We start from the raw sequence: 20,154 nt of genomic DNA, 5'->3' as shown, positions 1-20,154 counted from the left end.
TTTCCTCAAGCGGGGTTGAGGTCAAGCGCCCGCCGCCCCCGCCCCTCCCGCGCCCTCCCCGTACGCTCGCCCCATGGGTTTGCGGGAGCAGAAGAAGCAGCAGACGTACCAGGCCGTCTCGGACGTGGCGATCGCCCTCTTCCTGGAGAAGGGCTTCGACAACGTGCCGGTCGCGGAGGTCGCGGCCGCCGCCGGGATCTCCAAGCCGACCCTCTTCCGCTACTTCCCGGCCAAGGAGGACCTGGCCCTGCACCGGTTCTCCGACCACGAGGACGAGGCGGCCCGGGTGGTCGAGCAGGGGCGTACGGAGGGGGTCGCCCCGCTACCCGCCCTGCGCCGCCATTTCCTCGCCGGGCTCGACGGCCGCGACCCCGTGACCGGGCTGAACGACGATCCGCGGGTCCGCGCGTACCACGGGCTGCTGTACGGGACACCCAGCCTCGTCGCCCGGCTGTTCTCCTATCAGGGCCGGGCCGAGGGCGCGCTCGCGCAGGCCCTGGGCACGGACATCGGGGCGCGCCTCGCGGCCGGCCAGATCATCGCCGTACAGCGGATCCTCGCGGAGGAGAACTGGCGGCGGATCCAGGCCGGGGAGAGCGCCGAGGAGGTGTACGGGGATGCGGTCGTGGCCGCCGAGGAGGCATTCGCGCAGCTGAGGGACGGGCTGGGCCGGTACGCGTAAATCAATACCCGCCCCCGTATTTCGTTACTGAGTAAAAAATTTAACTGGGTTGCGTTACGCTGGATCCATGACGCCACTCGACCGCGAACTCAGTCAGGAACGGACCTACCACGAAGCCTGCCGCGCGGCCCTGGCCGGCATGGTCGAAGGCGCGGACGTCCGGGTCGTCATCGGCGAGAACGCGTTCGCCTCCGGCGCGGACGCAGAGGTGCTCGGGTACCAACTGCGCAGCTGGGCCAAGGAGTTGCGGCAGGAGCCGGACAGTCCGCTGTTCTTCGGGCGGCTGGACTTCGAGGACGGCGCCGCGTCCGGCGACCACGCCGGGCAGCGCTATTACATCGGCCGCCGCCGCATCAGCGAGCACCCTTCGGCGCCGCCGCTGGTCGTCGACTGGCGGGCGCCCGTCTCGCGGACCTTCTACCAGGCCGGGACCCGCGACCCGCTGGGCGTCGCCGTCCGCCGCCGGTTCGGCTGGGCCCCGGGCAGCCTCGGCGCTCCCGAGGACCTCACGAGCATGGAGGACGAGCGGCTGGGCGCCCCGGCCGCAGAGGAGGCGCAGCAGGTCGGCGGCATCCTCGCCGCCGAGATCGAGCGCCCCCGCGTCGGCCCCATGCGCGACATCGCCGCCACCATCCAGCCCGAGCAGGACGACCTCGTACGCTCCGAGCTGGGCCAGTCCCTCTGCGTCCAGGGTGCGCCCGGCACCGGCAAGACGGCCGTCGGGCTGCATCGGGCCGCGTATCTGCTCTACACCTACCCGCAGCGCATCCAGCGCGGCGGCCTCCTGGTCCTCGGCCCCAATCGGACCTTCCTCCACTACATCGCCCAGGTCCTGCCCGCCCTGGGCGAGATCGACATCCGGCAGTCGACGGTCGACGACGAGGTCGCGCGCGGGCCCGTCCGGGCGGTCGACGACGAGGCCGCGGCCGTCGTCAAGCACGACGCCCGGATGGCGCGCGTGCTGCACCGGGCGCTCTACGCGCGCGTGGACGACCCCGCCGGGCGGTACGAGCCGGTCGAGGTGCCCGACGGCTCGTACCGCTGGCGGGTGACCGGCGGCGAGCTGGCGAGGATCGTCGAGGAGGTACGGGCCGAGGCGCCCCCGTACGCCGTGGGGCGCGAGCGGGTCCGCAGCCGGGCTGTCCGCGTCATCCAGCTGGAGGCCGAGCGCCGGGCCGGGCCGATGAACAACACCTGGCTGCAACGGATCTCGCGGGCCCGTCCGGTCTCCGCGTTCGTGGACGCGGCCTGGCCGAAGGTCACGCCCGAGGAGGTCTTGGCGGCGCTCTTCACGGACCCGGACGTCCTGGCGGCGGCCGCCGACGGCGTGCTGGACGCCGAGGAGCAGAAGCGGCTGCTGTGGAGCCGGGCGCCGCGCTCGTACAAGTCGGCCAAGTGGTCGGCGGCCGACCAGGTGCTGCTCGACGAGCTCGCCGGGCTGATCGAACGTCCGCAGGGATACGGCCACATCGTCGTCGACGAGGCGCAGGACCTCTCCCCGATGCAGTGTCGGGCCGTCGCCCGCCGCTCCGGCTTCGGCTCGCTGACCGTGCTCGGCGACCTGGCGCAGGGCACCACCCCGTGGGCGGCCCGCGACTGGCCGGAGCGCCTGGCGCACCTCGGCAAGCCGGACGCCCCGGTGGTCCCGCTGACGACCGGCTTCCGGGTCCCGGCGGCGATCGTGGCCCTGGCGAACGGGCTGCTCGGGGCGCTCGACGTGACCGTACCCCCGTCCCGTTCGCTGCGCCGGGACGGGGAGTTGGCGGTGCGGCGGGTCGAGGACGTACGAGCCGCGCTGGTCGACTCCGTACGGGCGGCGCTTGCGCGGGAGGGGTCGGTGGGGGTGATCGCGTGCGACGCGGACGTACCGGAGCTGCGCGCGGCCCTCGCGGCGGCGGGCGTGGCGACGGCGGAGGCGGACGACCTGACGGCGGCGGCCCGGGTGACGGTGCTGCCCGCGACGGTGGCCAAGGGGCTGGAGTACGACCATGTGGTGGCCGTGGAGCCGGCGGCGATCGCGGAGGCGGAGGAGCGCGGACTGCACCGGCTGTACGTGGTGCTGACGCGGGCGGTGTCCCGGCTGGAGGTCCTGCACAGTCGGCCGCTGCCGGCGGCGCTGCGGTAGGGGTGTGCAACACCCGTATTTCATACGGCAGTTGGGTGCGCGCATGGCCTCGACTCACTATGTTGTGGAGGGTTCAAGCATGGGACCGAGCCCTACGCGGGGCGAGGTCGAGCCCTGCGCGGGGCAAGGAGGCGCGGGGCGGCAGAGCAGGGCAACGCGAGCACCACCACTCGAACGCCTACGCCTTCAGGGGGCCACCAGCATGACCGCCACTTCCTCCTCGTCCTCCGCGTCACCCGAGCGGGCCGTCTCGGCCGCCGAGCTGCCCGGCTATGAGCCCGGCACCTGGGTGATCGACCCGGTCCACTCCGAAATCGCCTTCGCCGTACGGCACTTGGGCGTCGCCAACGTGCGCGGCCGGTTCGACGAGTTCGAGGGCGAGATCGTGCTCGCCGAGAACCCGCTGGAGTCCTCGGTCACCGCGACGATCAAGATCGCCTCGGTCTCCACGGCGCACGAGCAGCGCGACAACCACATCCGGTCGGCGGACTTCCTGCACGCGGAGGAGTTCCCCGAGATGACCTTCCGCTCGACCGGGGTCCGGCCCGGCGGCGCCGAGGGCTTCCTGCTCGACGGCGAGCTGAGCGTCCGCGGCGTCACCCGTCCCGTCACCCTCGACCTGGAGCTGCACGGCTTCGGCAAGGGGTACGAGGGCCGCTCGGTGGTGGGCTTCACCGCGACCACCAGGATCGGCCGCAAGGACTTCGGCGTCACCGGCGGGGCGGTGGGCGCGACCCTCGGCGACACCATCAAGATCACGCTGGATGTGGAGGCGAGCCGGGGCTGATTGGGGTGCTGGGGGTCGGGGGCGAAGCGCGGCCCGGCGTGGCGCGGCACACTTTTGCAAGCACGTGCTTGCAATAGTTAGCGGGGAAGGGGCAGTATCGGGGTATGGCATCGCTCAACGTCGGCAATCTCGGCGGGTTCCTGCGCGAGCAGCGGCGTAACGCCCAGCTCTCGTTGCGGCAGCTCGCGGATGCCGCCGGTGTGTCCAATCCGTATCTGAGCCAGATCGAGCGCGGGCTGCGCAAGCCGAGCGCGGACATCCTCCAGCAGCTCGCCAAGGCGCTGCGGATCTCCGCCGAGACGCTGTACGTGCAGGCCGGGATCCTCGACGAACGGGCGCCGGAAGCGGCGGAGACACGGAGCGTCATCCTCGCCGACCCCTCGCTCGACGAGCGGCAGAAGCAGGTGCTGATCCAGATCTACGAGTCCTTCCGCAAGGAGAACGGGCTCGACGCGGACGCACCTGCTTCGGCCCAGGGCGAGGGCGACGAGGACGGCACGGGCGATGACCCATCGGCTCCCAAGAGCTGATCCATCGGCTCCCCACGAGCTGATCCAGGTACTGATCACTGATCCGGGAGGAAACCAGCATGGCCGTCACCGATGAGCTGCGTAATGCCCTGACCGACCCCAAGCCCCTGTTCTTCGTCGCCGGCGCGCTCGACCTCGGCGCCAAGCAGGCCGCGAAGGTCCCGGAGAAGATCCCGGTCATCGTCGAGCGGCTCCAGACCGAGGTCCCGGCGCGGGTCGAGGCCGTGCGCAAGACCGACCCCAAGGTCGTCCAGGACAAGGTCGTCGCCCAGGCCAAGGAGGCCCAGGCCGTCGTCACCGCCAAGGTGACCGAGGTCGTCGGCGCGCTCGACGGCGACGTGAAGAAGCTGGGCGACTCCGTCCAGCACCTCGCCCTCCAGGCGGTCGGCTTCGCGGCCGAGTCCCTGGTCAAGGCCCGTGAGGGCTACGACAAGGTGGCCGAGCGCGGCCAGGAGGTCGTCAAGGAGTGGCGCGGCGAGGCCGCCGAGGAGATCTTGGAGGTCGCCGAGGCCATCGAGCCGAAGGGCTCCGGGACCTCCACGTCCGAGCCGGAGGCTCCTGCCGGCGACTCGTCCGACTCGTCCGACTCCTCCGCCGAGGCCAAGCCCGCGTCCGCCAGGAAGACGACCGCGCGCAAGAGCACGGCCAAGAAGACCGCGGCCAAGCCCGCGGAGTGAGCGGGTCCCGTCGCGGCGGCGGGCACCTTTTCGGTGTCCGCCGCGTTGGACGGGTACCTTGGCCGCGTAGGAGCGATTCCGGGAAAGGTGGTGGACGACCGTGCTGATGCAGGGATTCACGGGGTTCATGTGGCTGCTGAGTACAGCCCTGACCGCATTGAGCCTGTTCGCGCTCGTGGACGCGGCCTTCCGCCGTGAGGACGCGTTCCGTGCGGTGGACAAGCAGACCAAGCCGTTCTGGCTGATCATCCTGGCCATCGCCCTGCTGGTCAGCGTGTTGTTCCCGGTGCTCTCGTTCCTGCCGGTGATCGGCGCGGTGGCGGTGATCGTCTACATCGTGGACGTCCGCCCGGCGGTGCGGCAGATCAGCGGCGGGCGCGGGCGCGGCGGCCGTCGCGGCGGATCCAGCAGCGACGGTCCGTACGGGCCGTACAACGGCGGCCGCTAGGCCGACGGCTTCTCAAGGCCCGGCCCCGTCCTTTCGAGCAGCAACACCGCCACGTCGTCGGTGAGTTCGCCGCCGTTGAGCTCGCGGGCCTCGGTGACCGCCGCCTCCAGGAGCGACTCGCCGCCCAGGCCCGTCGTCAGCAGACGGTTGACCATCTCGGTCATGCCCTCCTGGCCCAGCCGCTGGTTGCCGACGCCGGTGCGGCCCTCGATCAGGCCGTCCGTGTACATCAACAGGCTCCACGCGTCCCCCAGTTCGACCCGGCGGCGCGGCCAGCGGGTCTGCGGCAGCAGCCCGAGCGCCGGGCCCCCGCTCTCGTACGCGAGCAGGCTCGCGGGGCTGCCCGCGCGGGCGATCAGCGGGGCCGGGTGGCCCGCCAGGCTCAGCTCGGCGCGGCGGCCGTCCGGGGCGATGTCGACCGTGCAGAGCGTCGCGAAGATCTCGTCGCCGTCGCGCTCGTGCTCCAGGACCTGCTGAAGGGTCGTCAGAAGCGCGTCGCCGCACAGCCCGGCCAGCGTCAACGCCCGCCAGGCGATGCGCAGTTCCACCCCGAGCGCCGCTTCGTCGGGGCCGTGGCCGCAGACGTCGCCGATCATGGCGTGGACGGTGCCGTCGGGGGTGCGGACCGTGTCGTAGAAGTCGCCGCCGAGCAGGGCGCGGGACCGGCCCGGCCGGTAGCGGGCGGCGAACCGCAGGTCGGAGCCGTCGAGCAGCGGCGTCGGGAGCAGCCCGCGTTCCAGGCGGGCGTTCTCCTGGGCGCGCAGCCGTGACTCCGTGAGCTTGTACTGCGCGGTGTCGGCGCGCTTGCGCTCCACCGCGTACCGGATGGCCCGGCTCAGCAGTCTGCCGTCCAGCTCGTCGCGGAAGAGGTAGTCCTGCGCGCCGACACGGACGGCCTCGGCGGCGCGTTCGGCGTGGGTGGAGGCGGTGAGGGCGAGGACCGCGTGCCGGGGCGCGAGCCGCAGCAGGGCCCGCAGCGCGGCGAGCTCGTCGTCGGGGTCGCGGCCGGGCAGCGCGAGGTCGAGCAGGATGCAGTTCACGTCGTCGGTGAGCAGCCGCTCGGCCTCGGTGAGATTGCGCGCGGTACGGATCCGCACCCGGGTTTCCGCGGTGTGCAGCAGCTCGGAGACGGTGAAGGGGCCGACGGGGTCGTCCTCGATGACGAGCAGATTGAGGGCGGTGGCCTGCGGCGCGGGGCCGTGCGGGTCGGCGGCGCGTCCGGGGTGCGGGAGGGTGCCCGGGACGTGGTTCGTGCCCGGGCCCGCGCTCGCGCCCAGGCCGGTGGCCGTCGCGCCGGGACCTGCCTCGGTCGCCGGACGGCCGGGACCTTGCGGGCCGCCCTGGCCCAGCAGGGCGTCAGGTCGTACCAGGTCGCCCGGTCGCGCGAGGTCGCCCGTTTCGGCGGGGGTGCCCGGTCCCTTCGCGGGGCCCGGTGCGGCCGGGGCCTCGGCGGGGGTGCCCGGTCCCTTCGCGGGGCCCGGTGCGGCCGGGGTGACCGGGGCAGGCTCGCCCGGCCCCGGCGGGGGCGTCCGAGGGGACCACATCTGCGGTGCGGGCATCGTTCCGGTCTCCCTCCTTTCGAGGGCGCCGCGGAACGCCGGGCTGCGTTGCCGCCAGTCCGGGACCCTAGCGTCAGTCGGCCGCGCAGCGGAATGGCGTTCGGTGACTGTTCGGCAAATGGCTCATGGCATATGCCACATGCCGCACTTCTCCGGGCGCCCGCACGGCCGGACCACCTCCGGCACCCGACACGCCGCCCGGCCGCCGGGTCACCTCCGGGCACCCCACGCGCCGCCTGGCCTCCGGGCACGGCACCCTACGCATGGCCCGGCCGCCGGACCACCTCCGGCATCCCGCCACACCGCCCGGCCCCCACGCCCCCGGCGTGCCCCGCTACTTGTCCGGCCGCACAACCCCCAGGATCGGCATCGTGCCCGCGCCCGCGATCGTCACGTTCCGGCCCGGCCGGGGCGCGTGCACGATCGCGCCGTCCCCTATGTACATCCCGACATGCGTCGCGTCCGCGAAGTAGATGATGAGATCGCCCGGTCGCATGTCCTTGATGGCGACATGCGGCAGTTGTGCCCACTGCTCCTGCGAGGTGCGCGGGATGCCCCGGCCCGCCGCGAGCCACGCCTGGGACGTCAGGCCGGAGCAGTCGTACGACTTCGGTCCCTCCGCGCCCCACACGTACGGCTTGCCGATCTGGTCGGTCGCGAACGTCACCGCCCTGCGGCCCTGATCGCTCGCCTTGCCGTTGATCTCCTTCAATATCCCCGAACTGAGCCAGTCCGTCTGCGCCTTGTACTGCTGCTGGCGCTCCAGCTCCGCCAGCCGCTCGCGCTCCTTCGCCTCCAGCTGGGACTCCAGCTTCTCGGCGGCCGCGATCTTGCCGGTGATCTCCTTCTTGGCGGTCTCCTTCTTGACCCGGTTCGCCTCCAGCTTCTTCCACTGGGCGGAGGCGTCCTTCGAGTACTGCGCCAAGTCCTGTTGCGTACGGTTCAGTTCGGCCAGCATCCCCTGTGCGGCCTGCTGGCCCTGGCGCAGCCGGTCGGCGCCGTCCAGGAAGCCGTCCGGGTTGCCGCTGAGCATCATCTGGGCGCCGAGCGGCAGCCCGCCCGTGCGGTACTGGAGCCGGGCCGTCGCCCCCGCCTGGTCCTTCAGCTGCTTGATCCGCGCCTCGCCCTTGACGATCTCCTGGGCGATCTTCACGATCTCGGCCGACTGGAGCTTGGTCTGCTCCTGGGCCTGGTTGTACGCCTCGGTCGCGACCGCCGCCTGCCGGTACAGCTCGTCTATCTCCTTGCGCACGTCGTCGAGGCTCTTCGACGACACCGGCGGGGCCGGGGGAGCGGACGAGGTGGTCGGGTCCGGCTGCGGATTCGGCGCGGCGAACGCCGTCGCCGGCATCGCGAGCACGGTCAAGGCGCACACCACGGTGATCGCGGTGGCCAAGCGGCGCGGCTGCACTAAGTCTCCCCCTCCAACAACCGGACAACACCAGGCAGAACGGTATGTGATTTACCGTCAGTAACATTCTGGCAACGTCGTGATGGTGCCATGCCGTCCCCCAAAACGACAGGGGCGGACGGCACCTCACGGGTCACTCCCCGCGAGTGGGACGAACGGCGGGCGCGGTGCGTTCCCCCTGACGCCGTCGCACCCCGGCATTCACTCGTGCGAGGTCAATCGGCCCTGTCGGGGCACGCCGGGGTTCACCCCCGAGGGGCCAGCGCCCCCCACTCCACCGTGACCTCCCCCTGTCGCCACCGCCGCGGCCCGTCCCGCAGCGGCCAGTCCGCCGCCAGGTCCCGGACCGCCCGGATCCACCGCTGCCGCGCCCCCAGCGAGGCGTACGGGGCCGCCGCCGCCCACGCCCGGTCGAAGTCGCGCAGGAACGCGTGGACCGGCTCGCCCGGCACGTTCCGGTGGATCAGCGCCTTCGGCAGCCGTTCCGCCAGGTCGGACGGGCGCTCCAGGGAGCCCAGCCGGGTCGCGAAGGTCACCGTGCGCGGGCCCGAGGCGTCCAGCGCCACCCACACGTGCCGCCGTCCGATCTCGTCGCAGGTGCCCTCGACCAGCAGCCCGCCCTCCGCGAGCCGCCCGCACAGCCGCGCCCACACCGCCGCGACCTCGCCCTCCTCGTACTGCCGCAGCACGTTCGCCGCCCGGATCAGCAGCGGCGGCTGCGGCAGCGGCACCTCGAAGCCGCCGTGCAGGAAGGTGAGGCCCTCCCGCTCGTACGGCTTCGCGGCCGCGACCCGGGCCGGCTCGATCTCGATCCCCACCACCGACACGGCGGGCGCGGCGGTCCGCAGCCGCTGGAGCAGCTCGACGGCCGTCCAGGGGGCCGCCCCGTACCCCAGGTCCACCGCGACCGGTGCCTCGGCGCGGCGCAGCGCGGGCCCGTGGACCTCGGCGATCCAGCGGTCCATGCGGCGGAGCCGGTTCGGGTTGGTGGTGCCGCGTGTGACGGTGCCGACGGGTCGCTTGGGTGGAGCCATAGGACGAGGGTAGGCGCCCCTGGTGAGAGGAGGTGGCGGGCAAGATTTCGGCAAAAGTGCAGGGAGGCGGAATGGAAGGAAGGGTTCCGGTGGTTACCGCTCATTGAGGGCCCGTACGGGTCCTCGACAAGCCATGCCCAGCTCCCCCGAGTTCTTAAGGAGCAGGGGGACCCCACCCGCCCTGCCCCCGGTCGAGAGGACGTCGACGTGAGCCAGTACGTGTCCCGGTTCACCGGCACCCTGGCGGGGCCGCCCCGGCTCAGGCTCCCCGGGGGCCATCGCAGGCCGCGGCGGATCGCCATGCTCAGCGTCCACACCTCGCCGCTGCACCAGCCGGGCACGGGCGACGCGGGCGGGATGAACGTCTACATCGTGGAGCTCGCCAAGCGGCTCGCCGCGATCAACATCGAGGTCGAGATCTTCACCCGGGCGACGACGGGCGGGCTGGCCCCGACGGTCGAGATGGCGCCCGGGGTCCTGGTCCGGCACGTGGACGCGGGGCCGTACGAGGGCCTGGCCAAGGAGGAGCTGCCCGCCCAGCTGTGCGCCTTCACCCACGGCGTGATGCAGGCCTGGGCGGGCCACCGGCCCGGCCACTACGACCTGGTCCACTCCCACTACTGGCTCTCCGGCCACGTCGGCTGGCTCGCCGCCGAGCGCTGGGGCGTGCCGCTGGTGCACGCCATGCACACCATGGCCAAGGTCAAGAACGCCGCGCTCGCCGACGGCGACACGCCCGAGCCCGCGGCCCGGGTGATCGGCGAGACGCAGATCGTCAACGCGGCGGACCGGCTGATCGCCAACACCGCCGAGGAGGCCGACGAGCTCGTCCGCTTCTACGACGCCGACCCCGGAAAGGTCGCGGTCGTCCACCCCGGCGTGAACCTGGAGCGCTTCCGCCCGGCGGACGGCCGGGCGGCGGCCCGGGCCCGGCTCGGGCTGCCGCAGGACGCGGTGATCCCGCTCTTCGCGGGCCGCATCCAGCCGCTGAAGGCGCCGGACATCCTGCTGCGGGCCGTGGCGGTACTGCTCACCGAGACCCCCTCGCTGCGCTCGCGGCTGGTGGTGCCGGTGATCGGCGGCCCGTCGGGCAGCGGTCTGGCGAAGCCGGAGGGGCTGCACAAGCTGGCGGCCCGGCTCGGCATCTCCGACGTGGTCCGGTTCCACCCGCCGGTGGGCCAGGACCGGCTCGCGGACTGGTTCCGGGCGGCGTCGGTGCTGGTCATGCCCTCGTACAGCGAGTCCTTCGGCCTGGTGGCGATCGAGGCGCAGGCGGCGGGGACGCCGGTGGTGGCGGCGTCGGTGGGCGGTCTGCCGGTCGCGGTCCGCTCCGGCGAGACCGGCTTCCTGGTCGAGGGCCACGACCCCGTCGACTACGCGCGCGCCCTGCGCCGCTTCCTGGACGACCCGACGCTGGCGGACCGGATGGGCGCGGCGGCCGCCCGGCACGCCGAGTCCTTCGGCTGGGGGACGGCCGCGTCGGCCACGGCGGACGTCTACACCGCCGCGATGCACGAACACCGCCGTCGCGTACGCTCGCACCATGGCTGACGCACTGGCTGTGATCGACGCGTACCTCAAGGACGCCGAGCTGGAGTGGGAGTCCCCCGAGCCGGGCTCGTACGTGGTGAAGCTGCCGGGCACGCGCAAGCTGTCCACCACGTGCTCGCTGCGGGTGGGCCGCCACTCCCTGTCGGTGAACGCCTTCGTGGTTCGCCACCCCGACGAGAACGAGCAGGGCGTCCACCGCTGGCTCCTGGAGCGCAACCTGCGGCTGTACGGGGTGGGTTACGCGGTGGACAACCTCGGAGACGTCTACCTCGCGGGCAAGCTCCCCCTCGCCTCGGTCACCCCCGAGGAGCTGGACCGCCTGCTCGGCACGGTCCTGGAGGAGGCGGACGGCTCCTTCAACACCCTCCTGGAACTGGGCTTCGCCTCGGCGATCCGGCGGGAGTACGAGTGGAGGGTGTCGCGGGGGGAGTCGACGCGGAACCTGGATGCGTTCGCCAACCTGACCAAGTCCTCGCCGTCCCGGCCCTCGCCGCGCAACTAGAGCCGCGAGCGGCCATCAGGCCACCGCGTCCGTACGGAGGTCGGCGCGCTCCGGGGTGCCGACCCCGGCCACCACGTCCTCGCCGTCGTCCAGCCCCCGCATCAGCAGCCAGTACCCCGCCGCGGCCACCGTGCCGAGCACCGCGCAGGCGGCCCACAGCCAGTCCGCGCCGAAGTGGTCGACGACATAGCCGGACATCAGCGGGGCGACCAGCGCCGCCACCGACCAGGACATCGTGTACACGCCCTGGTAGCGGCCCCGGCCGTGGACGGGCGAGAGGCGCACCACCAGACCTGTCTGGGTGGGCGAGTTGACGATCTCGGCCAGCGTCCAGACGCAGATCGTGGCCGCGTACACCGCCACCGAACCCGCGAACGCGGTGAGCCCGAACCCGTATCCCGCCAGCAGCGCCGAGACGATCAGGAGCCGGCGCGGGTCGCGGTGCTCGATGGCCCGGGTGACCGGGATCTGGACGGCGACGATCAGTACGCCGTTGACCGCGATCGCCAGACCGAAGTCCGCGCTGGAGAAGCCGTCCGCGCCCATCGCCACCGGCAGACCGACGTAACCCTGCTGGAAGATCAGGGAGATGAGGAAGGACAGGCCGACCACGCCCATGAAGCGGCCGTCGCGGAACACCGTGCCGAGGCCGACCTCCGGCTCGCGGCCCTTCTCCCGTACCGCCGATGTCGGATCGGGCCGGGACTCGGGCAGCTTGAGGAAGACGAGGATCGCGCAGGTCAGGGTGAGCGCGGCCTCGCCGAGGAAGCCCGCCAGATAGCTGTGCTGCGCGACGAAGCCCGCGCCCGCCGAGGAGACCGCGAACCCGAGGTTGATCGCCCAGTAGTTGAGCGAGAACGCCCGCATCCGGTCCTCGGGCTTCACGATGTCCGCCATCATCGCCTGGACGGCCGGGCGTGAGGCGTTGGAGGCCATGCCGACCAGGAACGCGACGGCGACGATCGCCGCCGGGTCGGTCATGAAGCCGAGCAGCGCCACCGAGAAGGCCGTCGCCGTCTGGGCGATCATCATCGTGGGGCGGCGGCCGAGCCGGTCGGTCAGGACGCCCGCGCCGAGCGAGGAGACCACCCCGCCCAGACCGTGCAGGGAGACGACAAGACCCGCGTACGAGGCGGAGTAGCCGCGCTCATGGGTCAGATAGAGGGTCATGAAGGTGGCGACGAACGCCCCGAGCCGGTTGATCAGCGTGCTCGTCCACAGCCACCAGAACTCCCGGGGCAGACCCGAGACGCTCTCTCGTGCGGCGCGTCTGAGACTGGCGACGGACATCGATTCCCCCGAAGATGTGTAAGTGGCGCAGGCGATAGCCGCAACTTACGACGCAGAGATCGGAACCCGCCACTCAATTGACACCGTCCGTCAATCGTCCACGTGCCGAGACGCCCTGGGCGCCTTCCTCCCCGCGCGCGCGAGGGCCCGCGAACGTCGATTACGCTCGGACGCATGGCCGACGCACCGTACAAGCTGATCCTCCTCCGCCACGGCGAGAGCGAGTGGAACGAGAAGAACCTGTTCACCGGGTGGGTGGACGTCAACCTCACCGCGAAGGGCGAGAAGGAGGCTGCGCGCGGCGGTGAGCTGCTCAAGGACGCCGGCCTGCTCCCCGACGTGCTGCACACCTCCCTCCAGAAGCGCGCGATCCGCACGGCCCAACTGGCGCTGGAGTCCGCCGACCGCCACTGGATCCCGGTCCACCGCAGCTGGCGCCTGAACGAGCGCCACTACGGCGCGCTCCAGGGCAAGGACAAGGCGCAGACGCTCGCCGAGTTCGGCGAGGAGCAGTTCATGCTGTGGCGCCGCTCGTACGACACCCCGCCGCCGGAGCTCGCGGACGGCACGGAGTTCTCGCAGAGCGACGACGCCCGTTACGCGTCCATCCCGCCGGAGCTGCGCCCCCGCACCGAGTGCCTCAAGGACGTCGTCGTCCGCATGCTGCCGTACTGGTACGACGGCATCGTCCCGGACCTGCTCGCGGGCCGGACCGTGCTGGTCGCCGCCCACGGCAACTCGCTGCGCGCGCTGGTCAAGCACCTCGACGGCATCTCCGACGCCGACATCGCGGGCCTGAACATCCCGACCGGCATCCCGCTCGTCTACGAGCTCGACGCCGACTTCAAGCCGGTCAAGCCCGGCGGCACCTACCTCGACCCGGATGCGGCCGCCGCCGCGATCGAGGCGGTCAAGAACCAGGGCAAGAAGAAGTAGCCGACGTGATCATGCCTCCCGGCCGCGCGAAGGGCGCGGCCGGGAGGCATTTTCACGGCCGGGGACCGCTCGGGGCCCTCGGCCTCTTCTCCGCCGGGTGAGGCGGCCCCGGGGCGTTCGGATGAATGTGGGCCGGGGGCCAGCGTTGCACTGCGGGCAGCGGCCCGGCGGGACTTATCCAGGACGTATGTATATCCGAATGGGCAGGAATGCCCTGTTTCGCACTGCGCTGGTCGTCTCCGCCTGCGTGGCGGCCTTCCTGCCCTCGGTCGCCGGTCCCGCGGCGGCCGTACCGGCTCCCCGGACAGCGGCCGCCGCGCCACCGCCCTGGGCCGGGACCGCGGCGGAGCTCGACCGGGTGATCCAGCGGGCGGCGGCCGACGCCGGGGTCCCGGGAGTGATCGTGGGCGTCTGGAAGCCCGGACAGCCGCGCTATGTGCGGGCCTTCGGCGTCGCCGACAAGCGCACCGGCGCCCCGATGCGGACCGACCTGAACATGCGCATCGGCAGCGAGACCAAGACCTTCACCGTCACCGCGCTGCTCCAGCTCGTCGACCGCGGCAAGGTCGGCCTGGACGACCCGATCTCCCGGTACGTCCGCGGAGTGCCCGACGGACGGCACATCACGCTGCGTCAGCTCGCGGAGATGCGCAGCGGTCTGTTCCCGTACAGCAAGGACGAGGAGTTCCAGCACCTGCTGACGACGCAGCCGCACCGCCAGTGGGCCCCGAGGGAACTGCTCCGCCTCGCCTTCGAGCACCCCAACCAGTTCCCGCCCGGGACGCGGTTCGACTACTCCAACACCAACACCGTGCTGCTCGGGCTGGTCGTCGAGAAGGTCACCCACCGCCCGCTGCGGGGCGTGATCCGGGACCTGATCACCGGGCCGAGCGGCCTGCGGCACACCTTCCTGCCGAAGGCGGCGGAGTTCCCGCGGCCGCACGCCCACGGCTACACCGACTTCACGCCGGACGGCACGGTGGCGGACGCCACGCACTTCAACCCCAGCTGGGGCTGGGCGGCCGGCGCGATGATCTCCGATCTCGACGACATGCGCTCCTGGGCGGTGAACGTCGCCACCGGCCGGCTCCTGAGCAGGCACACCCAGGCGCAGCGCCTCGACGCGCAGCCCACCGGCGCGCCGGGCGACTTCTACGGGCTCGGCATCGACATCAACCACGGGTGGATCGGCCACGCGGGCTCCCTGCCCGGCTACCAGAGCCTGACGGTCTACCTGCCCGCCCAGAAGGCGACGATGGTGATCCTGCTCAACACCGACATCGCCTCGAACGGCGAGAACCCCAGCACCCTGCTCGGCCGGGCCATCACCCAGGTGATCAGCCCCGGCAACGTCTACGGCGACGCGTCCGACCAGGACTGACACCTGCCCGAAGCGGCAGCGCGCGAAGGGGCCCCGTCCGGTCGACGGACGGGGCCCCTTCGCGTATCGGATCAGCCGCAGCCGCCGCCGCACTGGCAGGAGCCGCCCGACTGGCAGCCGCACTGGCAGCCGGGGCCGCAGCTGCAGCCGGAGGCGTTCGGAGTCGGGGTCTCGGTCATGGTCCCTCCCGGGGTTGGGGGTACGCGTACCTCACCCCCATTGGACGCCCGCCGGGGCGGGCGCATCAACGGCGCGTACCGCCCTGCCCGCGCGCCCCCGCGCTTCGAGGCGCCGTCCGCACCCCCGCGTGCCGAGCCGTCCCGCTCCCCGCTCCGCCCCTACGCGCCCTCGACCTGCGCCGACTGCTGGAGCTCGTCCGCGTGCTCGCCCGTGACCAGGTACACGACGCGCTTGGCGACCGAGACCGCGTGGTCGGCGAAGCGCTCGTAGTAGCGGCCGAGCAGCGTCACGTCGACGGCCGTCTCGATGCCGTGCTTCCAGCGGTCGTCCATCAGGTGCTGGAAGAGCGTGCGGTGCAGCAGGTCCATCTCGTCGTCGTCCTGCTCCAGCTGGAGCGCCAGGTCGACGTCCTTGGTGATGATCACCTCGGCGGCCTTCGCCATCAGGCGCTGGGCCAGCTGGCCCATCTCCAGGATGGTGGCGTGCAGATCGCGCGGGACCGCCCGCTCCGGGTAGCGCAGCCGGGTCAGCTTGGCCACGTGCTGGGCCAGGTCGCCCGAGCGCTCCAGGTCGGCGCTCATCCGGAGGGACGTCACGACGATGCGGAGGTCGGTGGCGACGGGCTGCTGGCGGGCCAGCAGGGCTATCGCCCGCGCCTCCAGTTCGTGCTGCAGATCGTCGACCTTCTGGTCGGCGGCGATCACACTCTCGGCGAGCTTGAGATCGGCGTCGAGCATGGACGTCGTGGCGCGCCCGATCGCCGACCCGACAAGGCGGGCCATCTCGACCAGGCCCTCGCCGATCGAGTCAAGTTCCTCGTGGTACGCGTCCCGCATGGGTGTCCCTCTTTCGATGACTCCGGGCAATGACTCCGGGGAGGCAGGGGGTGTCCGTGATCCCCACGCTCCCACGTTCCGTGGGTTACGCGTCCGATTCGGCCACACCAAGTGAACCAGCACTATCACCATGGTGAACTCTGGGCGACGAACGTTCGAGCAGGCACCCGGATGGCTGGGAGAGTGTCGGTGGGCACGCATAACCTGGATGCATGGACGTGAACGCGGCGGTCGCCGCAGCTGCAGCGATCGCCGGGTTGTGCACCGGCGTCATCGCCATGCTGGCGTTCCGCTGGAGCGAGCGCGACCAGGCGCGGCCCACCCGGACATCCCTGCACACGGACGCGGTCCTGCCGCCCGGCGTGGACACCGTGCTCTCGGTGCTCCGCTCCTCGGCGGTGGTGCTCGACGAGAGCGACTCGGTGGTCAAGGCCAGCTCCGCGGCGTACGCGCTGGGGCTGGTCAGGGGCGGGAAGCTGGCCGTGGAGCCGATGCTCCACATGGCCCGCGACACCCGCCGCGACGGTGAGATACGGCAAGTGGAGCTGGACCTTCCGCGCCGGGGCACCGGCCGCGGCGAGGCCCTGGCGGTCTCCGCCCGGGTCGCCCCGCTCGGCTCCCGCCTGGTGCTGCTCCTGGTCGAGGACCTGACCGAGGCCCGGCGCATCGAGGCGGTCCGGCGCGACTTCGTCGCCAACGTCAGCCATGAGCTCAAGACGCCGGTCGGCGCGCTCTCCCTGCTCTCCGAGGCCGTCATGGACGCCTCGGACGACCCCGAGGCGATCACCCGCTTCGCGGGCCGGATGCAGATCGAGGCCAACCGGCTGACCAATCTGGTCCAGGAGCTCATCGACCTGTCCCGGGTGCAGAACGACGACCCGCTGGAGGACGCCGAGCCGGTCCGGGTCGACGAGCTGGTGGCCGAGGCCATCGACCGCTCCCGCCACCCCGCGTCCACCAAGCAGATCACGATGGCCGCGGGCGGCACGGCGGACCTGTACGTCTGGGGAAACCGCGGCCAGCTCGCAGCAGCCCTGGGCAATCTCGTCGAGAACGCGGTCAACTACTCCCCGGCCAGGACCCGGGTCGGCATCGCGGGCCGCCGCGTCGCCGCGCCCGGCGGGGACCTCATCGAGATAGCCGTGACCGACCAGGGCATCGGCATCTCGGAGAAGGACCGGGAGCGCGTCTTCGAGCGCTTCTACCGCGTGGATCCGGCCCGCTCCCGCGCCACCGGTGGTACGGGCCTGGGCCTGGCCATCGTCAAACACGTGGCCGCCTCGCACGGCGGGGAGGTCACGGTCTGGAGCTCCGAGGGACAGGGCTCCACCTTCACCCTGAGGCTGCCGGAGGCCGGCGCCGTACGGGACCGCGCCGCACCCCACCCCGCAGGCCCGGACGACGACGCCGTCGACGAGCCGCCGTACGACACCTTCCCGACCGCGCACGACTCCACCACTGTGCCCCCTGCCCCGGAGGTCCTTCCGTGACCCGAGTGCTCGTCGTCGAGGACGAGGAATCGTTCAGCGACGCCCTGTCCTACATGCTCCGCAAAGAGGGCTTCGAGGTCGCCGTGGCGGCCACCGGGCCCGACGGGCTGGACGAGTTCGAGCGCAACGGCGCCGACCTCGTGCTGCTCGACCTGATGCTGCCGGGGCTGCCCGGCACGGAGGTCTGCCGCCAGCTGCGCGGCCGCTCCAACGTCCCGGTGATCATGGTCACCGCCAAGGACAGCGAGATCGACAAGGTCGTGGGCCTCGAAATAGGAGCCGACGACTACGTCACCAAGCCCTTCTCGTCCCGTGAGCTCGTCGCCCGCATCCGCGCGGTGCTGCGCCGCCGCGGCGAGCCGGAGGAGGTCACCCCGGCGGCCCTGGAGGCCGGACCGGTCCGTATGGACGTGGACCGCCATGTGGTCACCGTCTCCGGCGGCAAGGTCGACCTGCCGCTGAAGGAGTTCGACCTCCTGGAGATGCTGCTGCGCAACGCGGGCCGCGTGCTGACCCGTATGCAGCTGATCGACAGAGTCTGGGGCGCGGACTACGTGGGCGACACCAAGACCCTCGACGTCCACGTCAAGCGCCTCCGCGCCAAGATCGAGCCCGACCCCGGCGCGCCGCGCTACCTCGTCACCGTGCGGGGCCTGGGCTACAAGTTCGAGCCGTAGACCGGCGGACGGCCGACATACGAGGAGGGGCCCCGGACACTGTCCGGGGCCCCTCCTCCCTCGTATGTCCGTGTACGTCAGTGACCCGTACCCGTGCTCGCGCTGCCCGACGGCTTGCCGCCCTTGGCCGGGGTGTTCGACGGCTTGCCCGAGGGCTTGCCGCTCGCGGGGGCGCCCGGCGTGGTGGAGGCGCCCGGCGAGGTGCTCGCGCCCGGCTCGCCCGGCGCCACCGGAGGCTTGGGGGCCTCGCTGGGGCCGTAGCCCTCGAAGAAGCTGGTGGCCGGGACCACGAACGCGCGCAGCGTCACGTCGCCGGTCTTGCTCAGCTGGAAGGTGACGGGCTGGGCGTTGCCGTTCTTGGCGGCCTCCTTGCCGTTCTCCACCACGGCGGACGCGTTGTCCTTGCCGCCGAGGACCAGCGAGCCGTGCGCGGGGACGGTGAGGCCCTGCTGGCCCTTGCCGGGGGAGAGCTTCACCGTGGCGCCCGACGCCGAGAGCTTGATCGCGTCGAGCGTCTGCGGCTTGTCGCCGTTGTTGAACACGGTCGCCGTGATCACGGCGGGCCCGGCCGCGTCGGCCTTGGGCTGCGTGAGGACGGTCGCGTTCTGGATCTTGATGTCACCGACCTTGACGGCGGCGTTGTCCGGCTTCACTTCGAGCGTCTGCGCGTCGTTGCCCGCCGAGCATGCGGCGAGAGAGGCGAGCGAGAACGCGAGGGCAGAGGCGGCGAGGGCGCCGCGTCGAAGGCTGCGGCTCACGGCGGCGGCAACTCCTTGGACGTAAGGACATCTAAAGGACAGCTAAGTCTGTGTCAGCTGGCTTAGGTTACCGAGCCGTCCTCGCGAGCCCGCACCCGACCCGCCCCTGGGCGAGGGTCCGCCGCGCCCGAGCCCGTACACCGCTGTCCGCACACCTCCCGGGCTCGCCCCCGGAACCTTCCCCTCACCCCCCGTGATCCGTCCGCACCCGCTCTGATCTCGGAGTTTCGCGCCGCGTTCACATATCGCGGGTGATCAATTCTCCGGACCGCCACGTATTCCTTACCGAAAACCTCCCGGCCCGCCTCCGTTGATCAATTCACGAAAAAATCGCGATCACGCCGAACGGGTGACCGATCACCGAACGGAGCAGTGGAAGTTCACCGCTTGGAACCCGACAAAACGGGACGTTCGGACCAGTTGAGGGGGGTTGCGAAGAGTGTGACGGGCATGTTTCCCTGCCCCCGAACAGCCGCTCCGACCTGCGGATACCCCCTCCCGTGAGCCCTCCGCAGCACGTTCCTGTTGCTGTTGTCAAGCCCCGAGATATGCCCTGACCTGCGAAAACGCCATTCAGAACAGGCTGTTCTCGTGTTACCCTGGATAGCCACGGAAGGGGTACCTGTCACATGACGTTCAAGGTTGGCGACACCGTGGTCTATCCCCATCACGGGGCCGCGCTGATCGAGGCCATCGAAACTCGCCAGATCAAAGGCGTGGACAAGACCTACTTGGTGCTCAAGGTCGCCCAGGGCGACTTGACTGTGCGCGTGCCTGCGGACAATGCGGAGTTCGTCGGCGTTCGCGATGTGGTTGGCCAGGACGGGCTGGACCGGGTCTTCGAGGTGCTGCGTGCACCGTATGCGGAAGAGCCCACGAACTGGTCCCGTCGCTACAAGGCAAATCTCGAAAAGCTCGCCTCCGGCGATGTCATCAAGGTCGCCGAAGTGGTGCGTGACCTGTGGCGTCGTGAGCGCGAGCGCGGACTCTCCGCAGGTGAGAAGCGCATGCTCGCCAAGGCGCGGCAGATCCTGGTGAGCGAGCTGGCACTCGCTGAGAACACCAACGAAGACAAGGCCGAGGCCCTTCTCGACGAGGTCCTCGCGTCCTGACACTGGTGATTCCGGGAGCTTCGTCTCCCGGCGGACCAGCAATTGCCGCGGTGCCCGCTGACCAGCAGTGACCTCACTGCTGTGTCGCCGGGCGCTGCGGCATGTTCGGACATCATTCGTACGCACGGCACCCGCAGCGGCGTGCCGGGCCGGGCAGAGAGCCCGACCGGTCGTCACGGAAGGGGCCG

At 71.6% G+C, this 20,154-nt stretch carries 19 protein-coding genes; 13 read left to right on the top strand and 6 right to left on the bottom strand.

The features are described from left to right. The first annotated feature begins 73 nt into the window (after window positions 1–73). The 6 genes from BX283_RS20090 to BX283_RS20065 all read left to right on the top strand — a co-directional run bounded on the left by BX283_RS20090 (window position 74) and on the right by BX283_RS20065 (window position 5,249). A complete protein-coding gene (locus tag BX283_RS20090; protein ID WP_101388946.1) occupies window positions 74–682 on the top strand; it encodes a TetR family transcriptional regulator in 609 nt (202 codons plus the stop codon). Between the two features lie 67 nt (window positions 683–749). Then, window positions 750–2,807, top strand: a complete 2,058-nt coding sequence (locus tag BX283_RS20085; RefSeq protein WP_101388945.1) for an AAA family ATPase — start codon at window positions 750–752, stop codon at window positions 2,805–2,807. A 202-nt stretch (window positions 2,808–3,009) separates the two neighbouring features. Next, entirely contained in the window at window positions 3,010–3,594 is a 585-nt protein-coding gene (locus tag BX283_RS20080; RefSeq protein ID WP_101388944.1) for a YceI family protein, read from the top strand. A 104-nt stretch (window positions 3,595–3,698) separates the two neighbouring features. After that, window positions 3,699–4,124, top strand: coding sequence for a helix-turn-helix domain-containing protein (locus BX283_RS20075; protein WP_101388943.1), 426 nt, complete (start codon window positions 3,699–3,701; stop codon window positions 4,122–4,124). 59 nt (window positions 4,125–4,183) lie between these two features. Next, entirely contained in the window at window positions 4,184–4,801 is a 618-nt protein-coding gene (locus tag BX283_RS20070) for a hypothetical protein (protein ID WP_101388942.1), read from the top strand. A 100-nt stretch (window positions 4,802–4,901) separates the two neighbouring features. Continuing rightward, window positions 4,902–5,249, top strand: a complete 348-nt coding sequence (locus BX283_RS20065) for a DUF2516 family protein (RefSeq protein ID WP_257583213.1) — start codon at window positions 4,902–4,904, stop codon at window positions 5,247–5,249. Here the strand turns inward: BX283_RS20065 and BX283_RS20060 are convergent. The 3 genes from BX283_RS20060 to BX283_RS20050 all read right to left on the bottom strand — a co-directional run bounded on the left by BX283_RS20060 (window position 5,246) and on the right by BX283_RS20050 (window position 9,253). Next, window positions 5,246–6,808 carry a PP2C family protein-serine/threonine phosphatase gene (locus BX283_RS20060; protein ID WP_257583211.1) on the bottom strand — a complete coding sequence of 521 codons (1,563 nt, stop codon included), beginning with the start codon at window positions 6,806–6,808 and terminating at the stop codon, window positions 5,246–5,248. The genes BX283_RS20065 and BX283_RS20060 overlap by 4 nt on opposite strands. 334 nt (window positions 6,809–7,142) lie before the next feature. Then, a complete protein-coding gene (locus BX283_RS20055; RefSeq protein ID WP_101392472.1) occupies window positions 7,143–8,159 on the bottom strand; it encodes a C40 family peptidase in 1,017 nt (338 codons plus the stop codon). Between the two features lie 305 nt (window positions 8,160–8,464). Further along, the gene (locus BX283_RS20050) at window positions 8,465–9,253 is read right to left on the bottom strand and encodes an SAM-dependent methyltransferase (RefSeq protein ID WP_101388941.1); all 789 of its coding nucleotides are present in this window, start codon (window positions 9,251–9,253) and stop codon (window positions 8,465–8,467) included. A 207-nt stretch (window positions 9,254–9,460) separates the two neighbouring features. Between BX283_RS20050 and mshA the strand changes: the two genes are divergently transcribed. Beyond that, entirely contained in the window at window positions 9,461–10,804 is a 1,344-nt protein-coding gene (gene mshA / locus BX283_RS20045; RefSeq protein ID WP_101388940.1) for a D-inositol-3-phosphate glycosyltransferase, read from the top strand. Continuing rightward, window positions 10,797–11,306 (top strand): YbjN domain-containing protein, encoded by a 510-nt coding sequence (locus BX283_RS20040; RefSeq protein ID WP_101388939.1) that lies wholly within the window; start codon window positions 10,797–10,799, stop codon window positions 11,304–11,306. The genes mshA and BX283_RS20040 overlap by 8 nt, the downstream gene beginning before the upstream one ends. 15 nt (window positions 11,307–11,321) lie before the next feature. Here the strand turns inward: BX283_RS20040 and BX283_RS20035 are convergent, their stop codons facing one another. After that, the gene (locus BX283_RS20035) at window positions 11,322–12,596 is read right to left on the bottom strand and encodes an MFS transporter (protein ID WP_101388938.1); all 1,275 of its coding nucleotides are present in this window, start codon (window positions 12,594–12,596) and stop codon (window positions 11,322–11,324) included. Between the two features lie 174 nt (window positions 12,597–12,770). Here BX283_RS20035 and BX283_RS20030 point away from each other — a divergent pair, with 174 nt between their 5' ends. Beyond that, window positions 12,771–13,532 (top strand): phosphoglyceromutase, encoded by a 762-nt coding sequence (locus BX283_RS20030; RefSeq protein ID WP_101388937.1) that lies wholly within the window; start codon window positions 12,771–12,773, stop codon window positions 13,530–13,532. A 199-nt stretch (window positions 13,533–13,731) separates the two neighbouring features. Continuing rightward, on the top strand, window positions 13,732–14,913 hold the full coding sequence (locus BX283_RS20025) for a serine hydrolase (RefSeq protein WP_101388936.1): 1,182 nt from the start codon (window positions 13,732–13,734) through the stop codon (window positions 14,911–14,913). A gap of 338 nt (window positions 14,914–15,251) precedes the next feature. Here the strand turns inward: BX283_RS20025 and phoU are convergent, their stop codons facing one another. Continuing rightward, entirely contained in the window at window positions 15,252–15,929 is a 678-nt protein-coding gene (phoU, locus tag BX283_RS20020) for a phosphate signaling complex protein PhoU (RefSeq protein WP_101388935.1), read from the bottom strand. A gap of 212 nt (window positions 15,930–16,141) precedes the next feature. On the opposite strand from phoU, the gene BX283_RS20015 reads away from it, so the two are divergent. Both BX283_RS20015 and BX283_RS20010 read left to right on the top strand, forming a co-directional pair. Further along, entirely contained in the window at window positions 16,142–17,419 is a 1,278-nt protein-coding gene (locus BX283_RS20015) for a cell wall metabolism sensor histidine kinase WalK (RefSeq protein WP_101388934.1), read from the top strand. Next, window positions 17,416–18,096, top strand: coding sequence for a response regulator transcription factor (locus tag BX283_RS20010; RefSeq protein WP_017242433.1), 681 nt, complete (start codon window positions 17,416–17,418; stop codon window positions 18,094–18,096). Before BX283_RS20015 ends, BX283_RS20010 begins: the two co-directional genes overlap by 4 nt. A gap of 77 nt (window positions 18,097–18,173) precedes the next feature. On the opposite strand, the gene BX283_RS20005 is transcribed toward BX283_RS20010, so the two are convergent. Continuing rightward, entirely contained in the window at window positions 18,174–18,854 is a 681-nt protein-coding gene (locus BX283_RS20005; protein WP_101388933.1) for a DUF461 domain-containing protein, read from the bottom strand. A 629-nt stretch (window positions 18,855–19,483) separates the two neighbouring features. On the opposite strand from BX283_RS20005, the gene BX283_RS19995 reads away from it, so the two are divergent. Then, window positions 19,484–19,966 (top strand): CarD family transcriptional regulator, encoded by a 483-nt coding sequence (locus tag BX283_RS19995; RefSeq protein WP_003953493.1) that lies wholly within the window; start codon window positions 19,484–19,486, stop codon window positions 19,964–19,966. Window positions 19,967–20,154: the final 188 nt, after the last annotated feature.

It is taken from the genome of Streptomyces sp. TLI_146 (assembly GCF_002846415.1).
GTDB lineage: Bacteria > Actinomycetota > Actinomycetes > Streptomycetales > Streptomycetaceae > Streptomyces.
The sequence above is the reverse complement of the archived record's forward strand: the minus strand, read 5'-3'. Positions and strand labels throughout refer to the sequence as shown.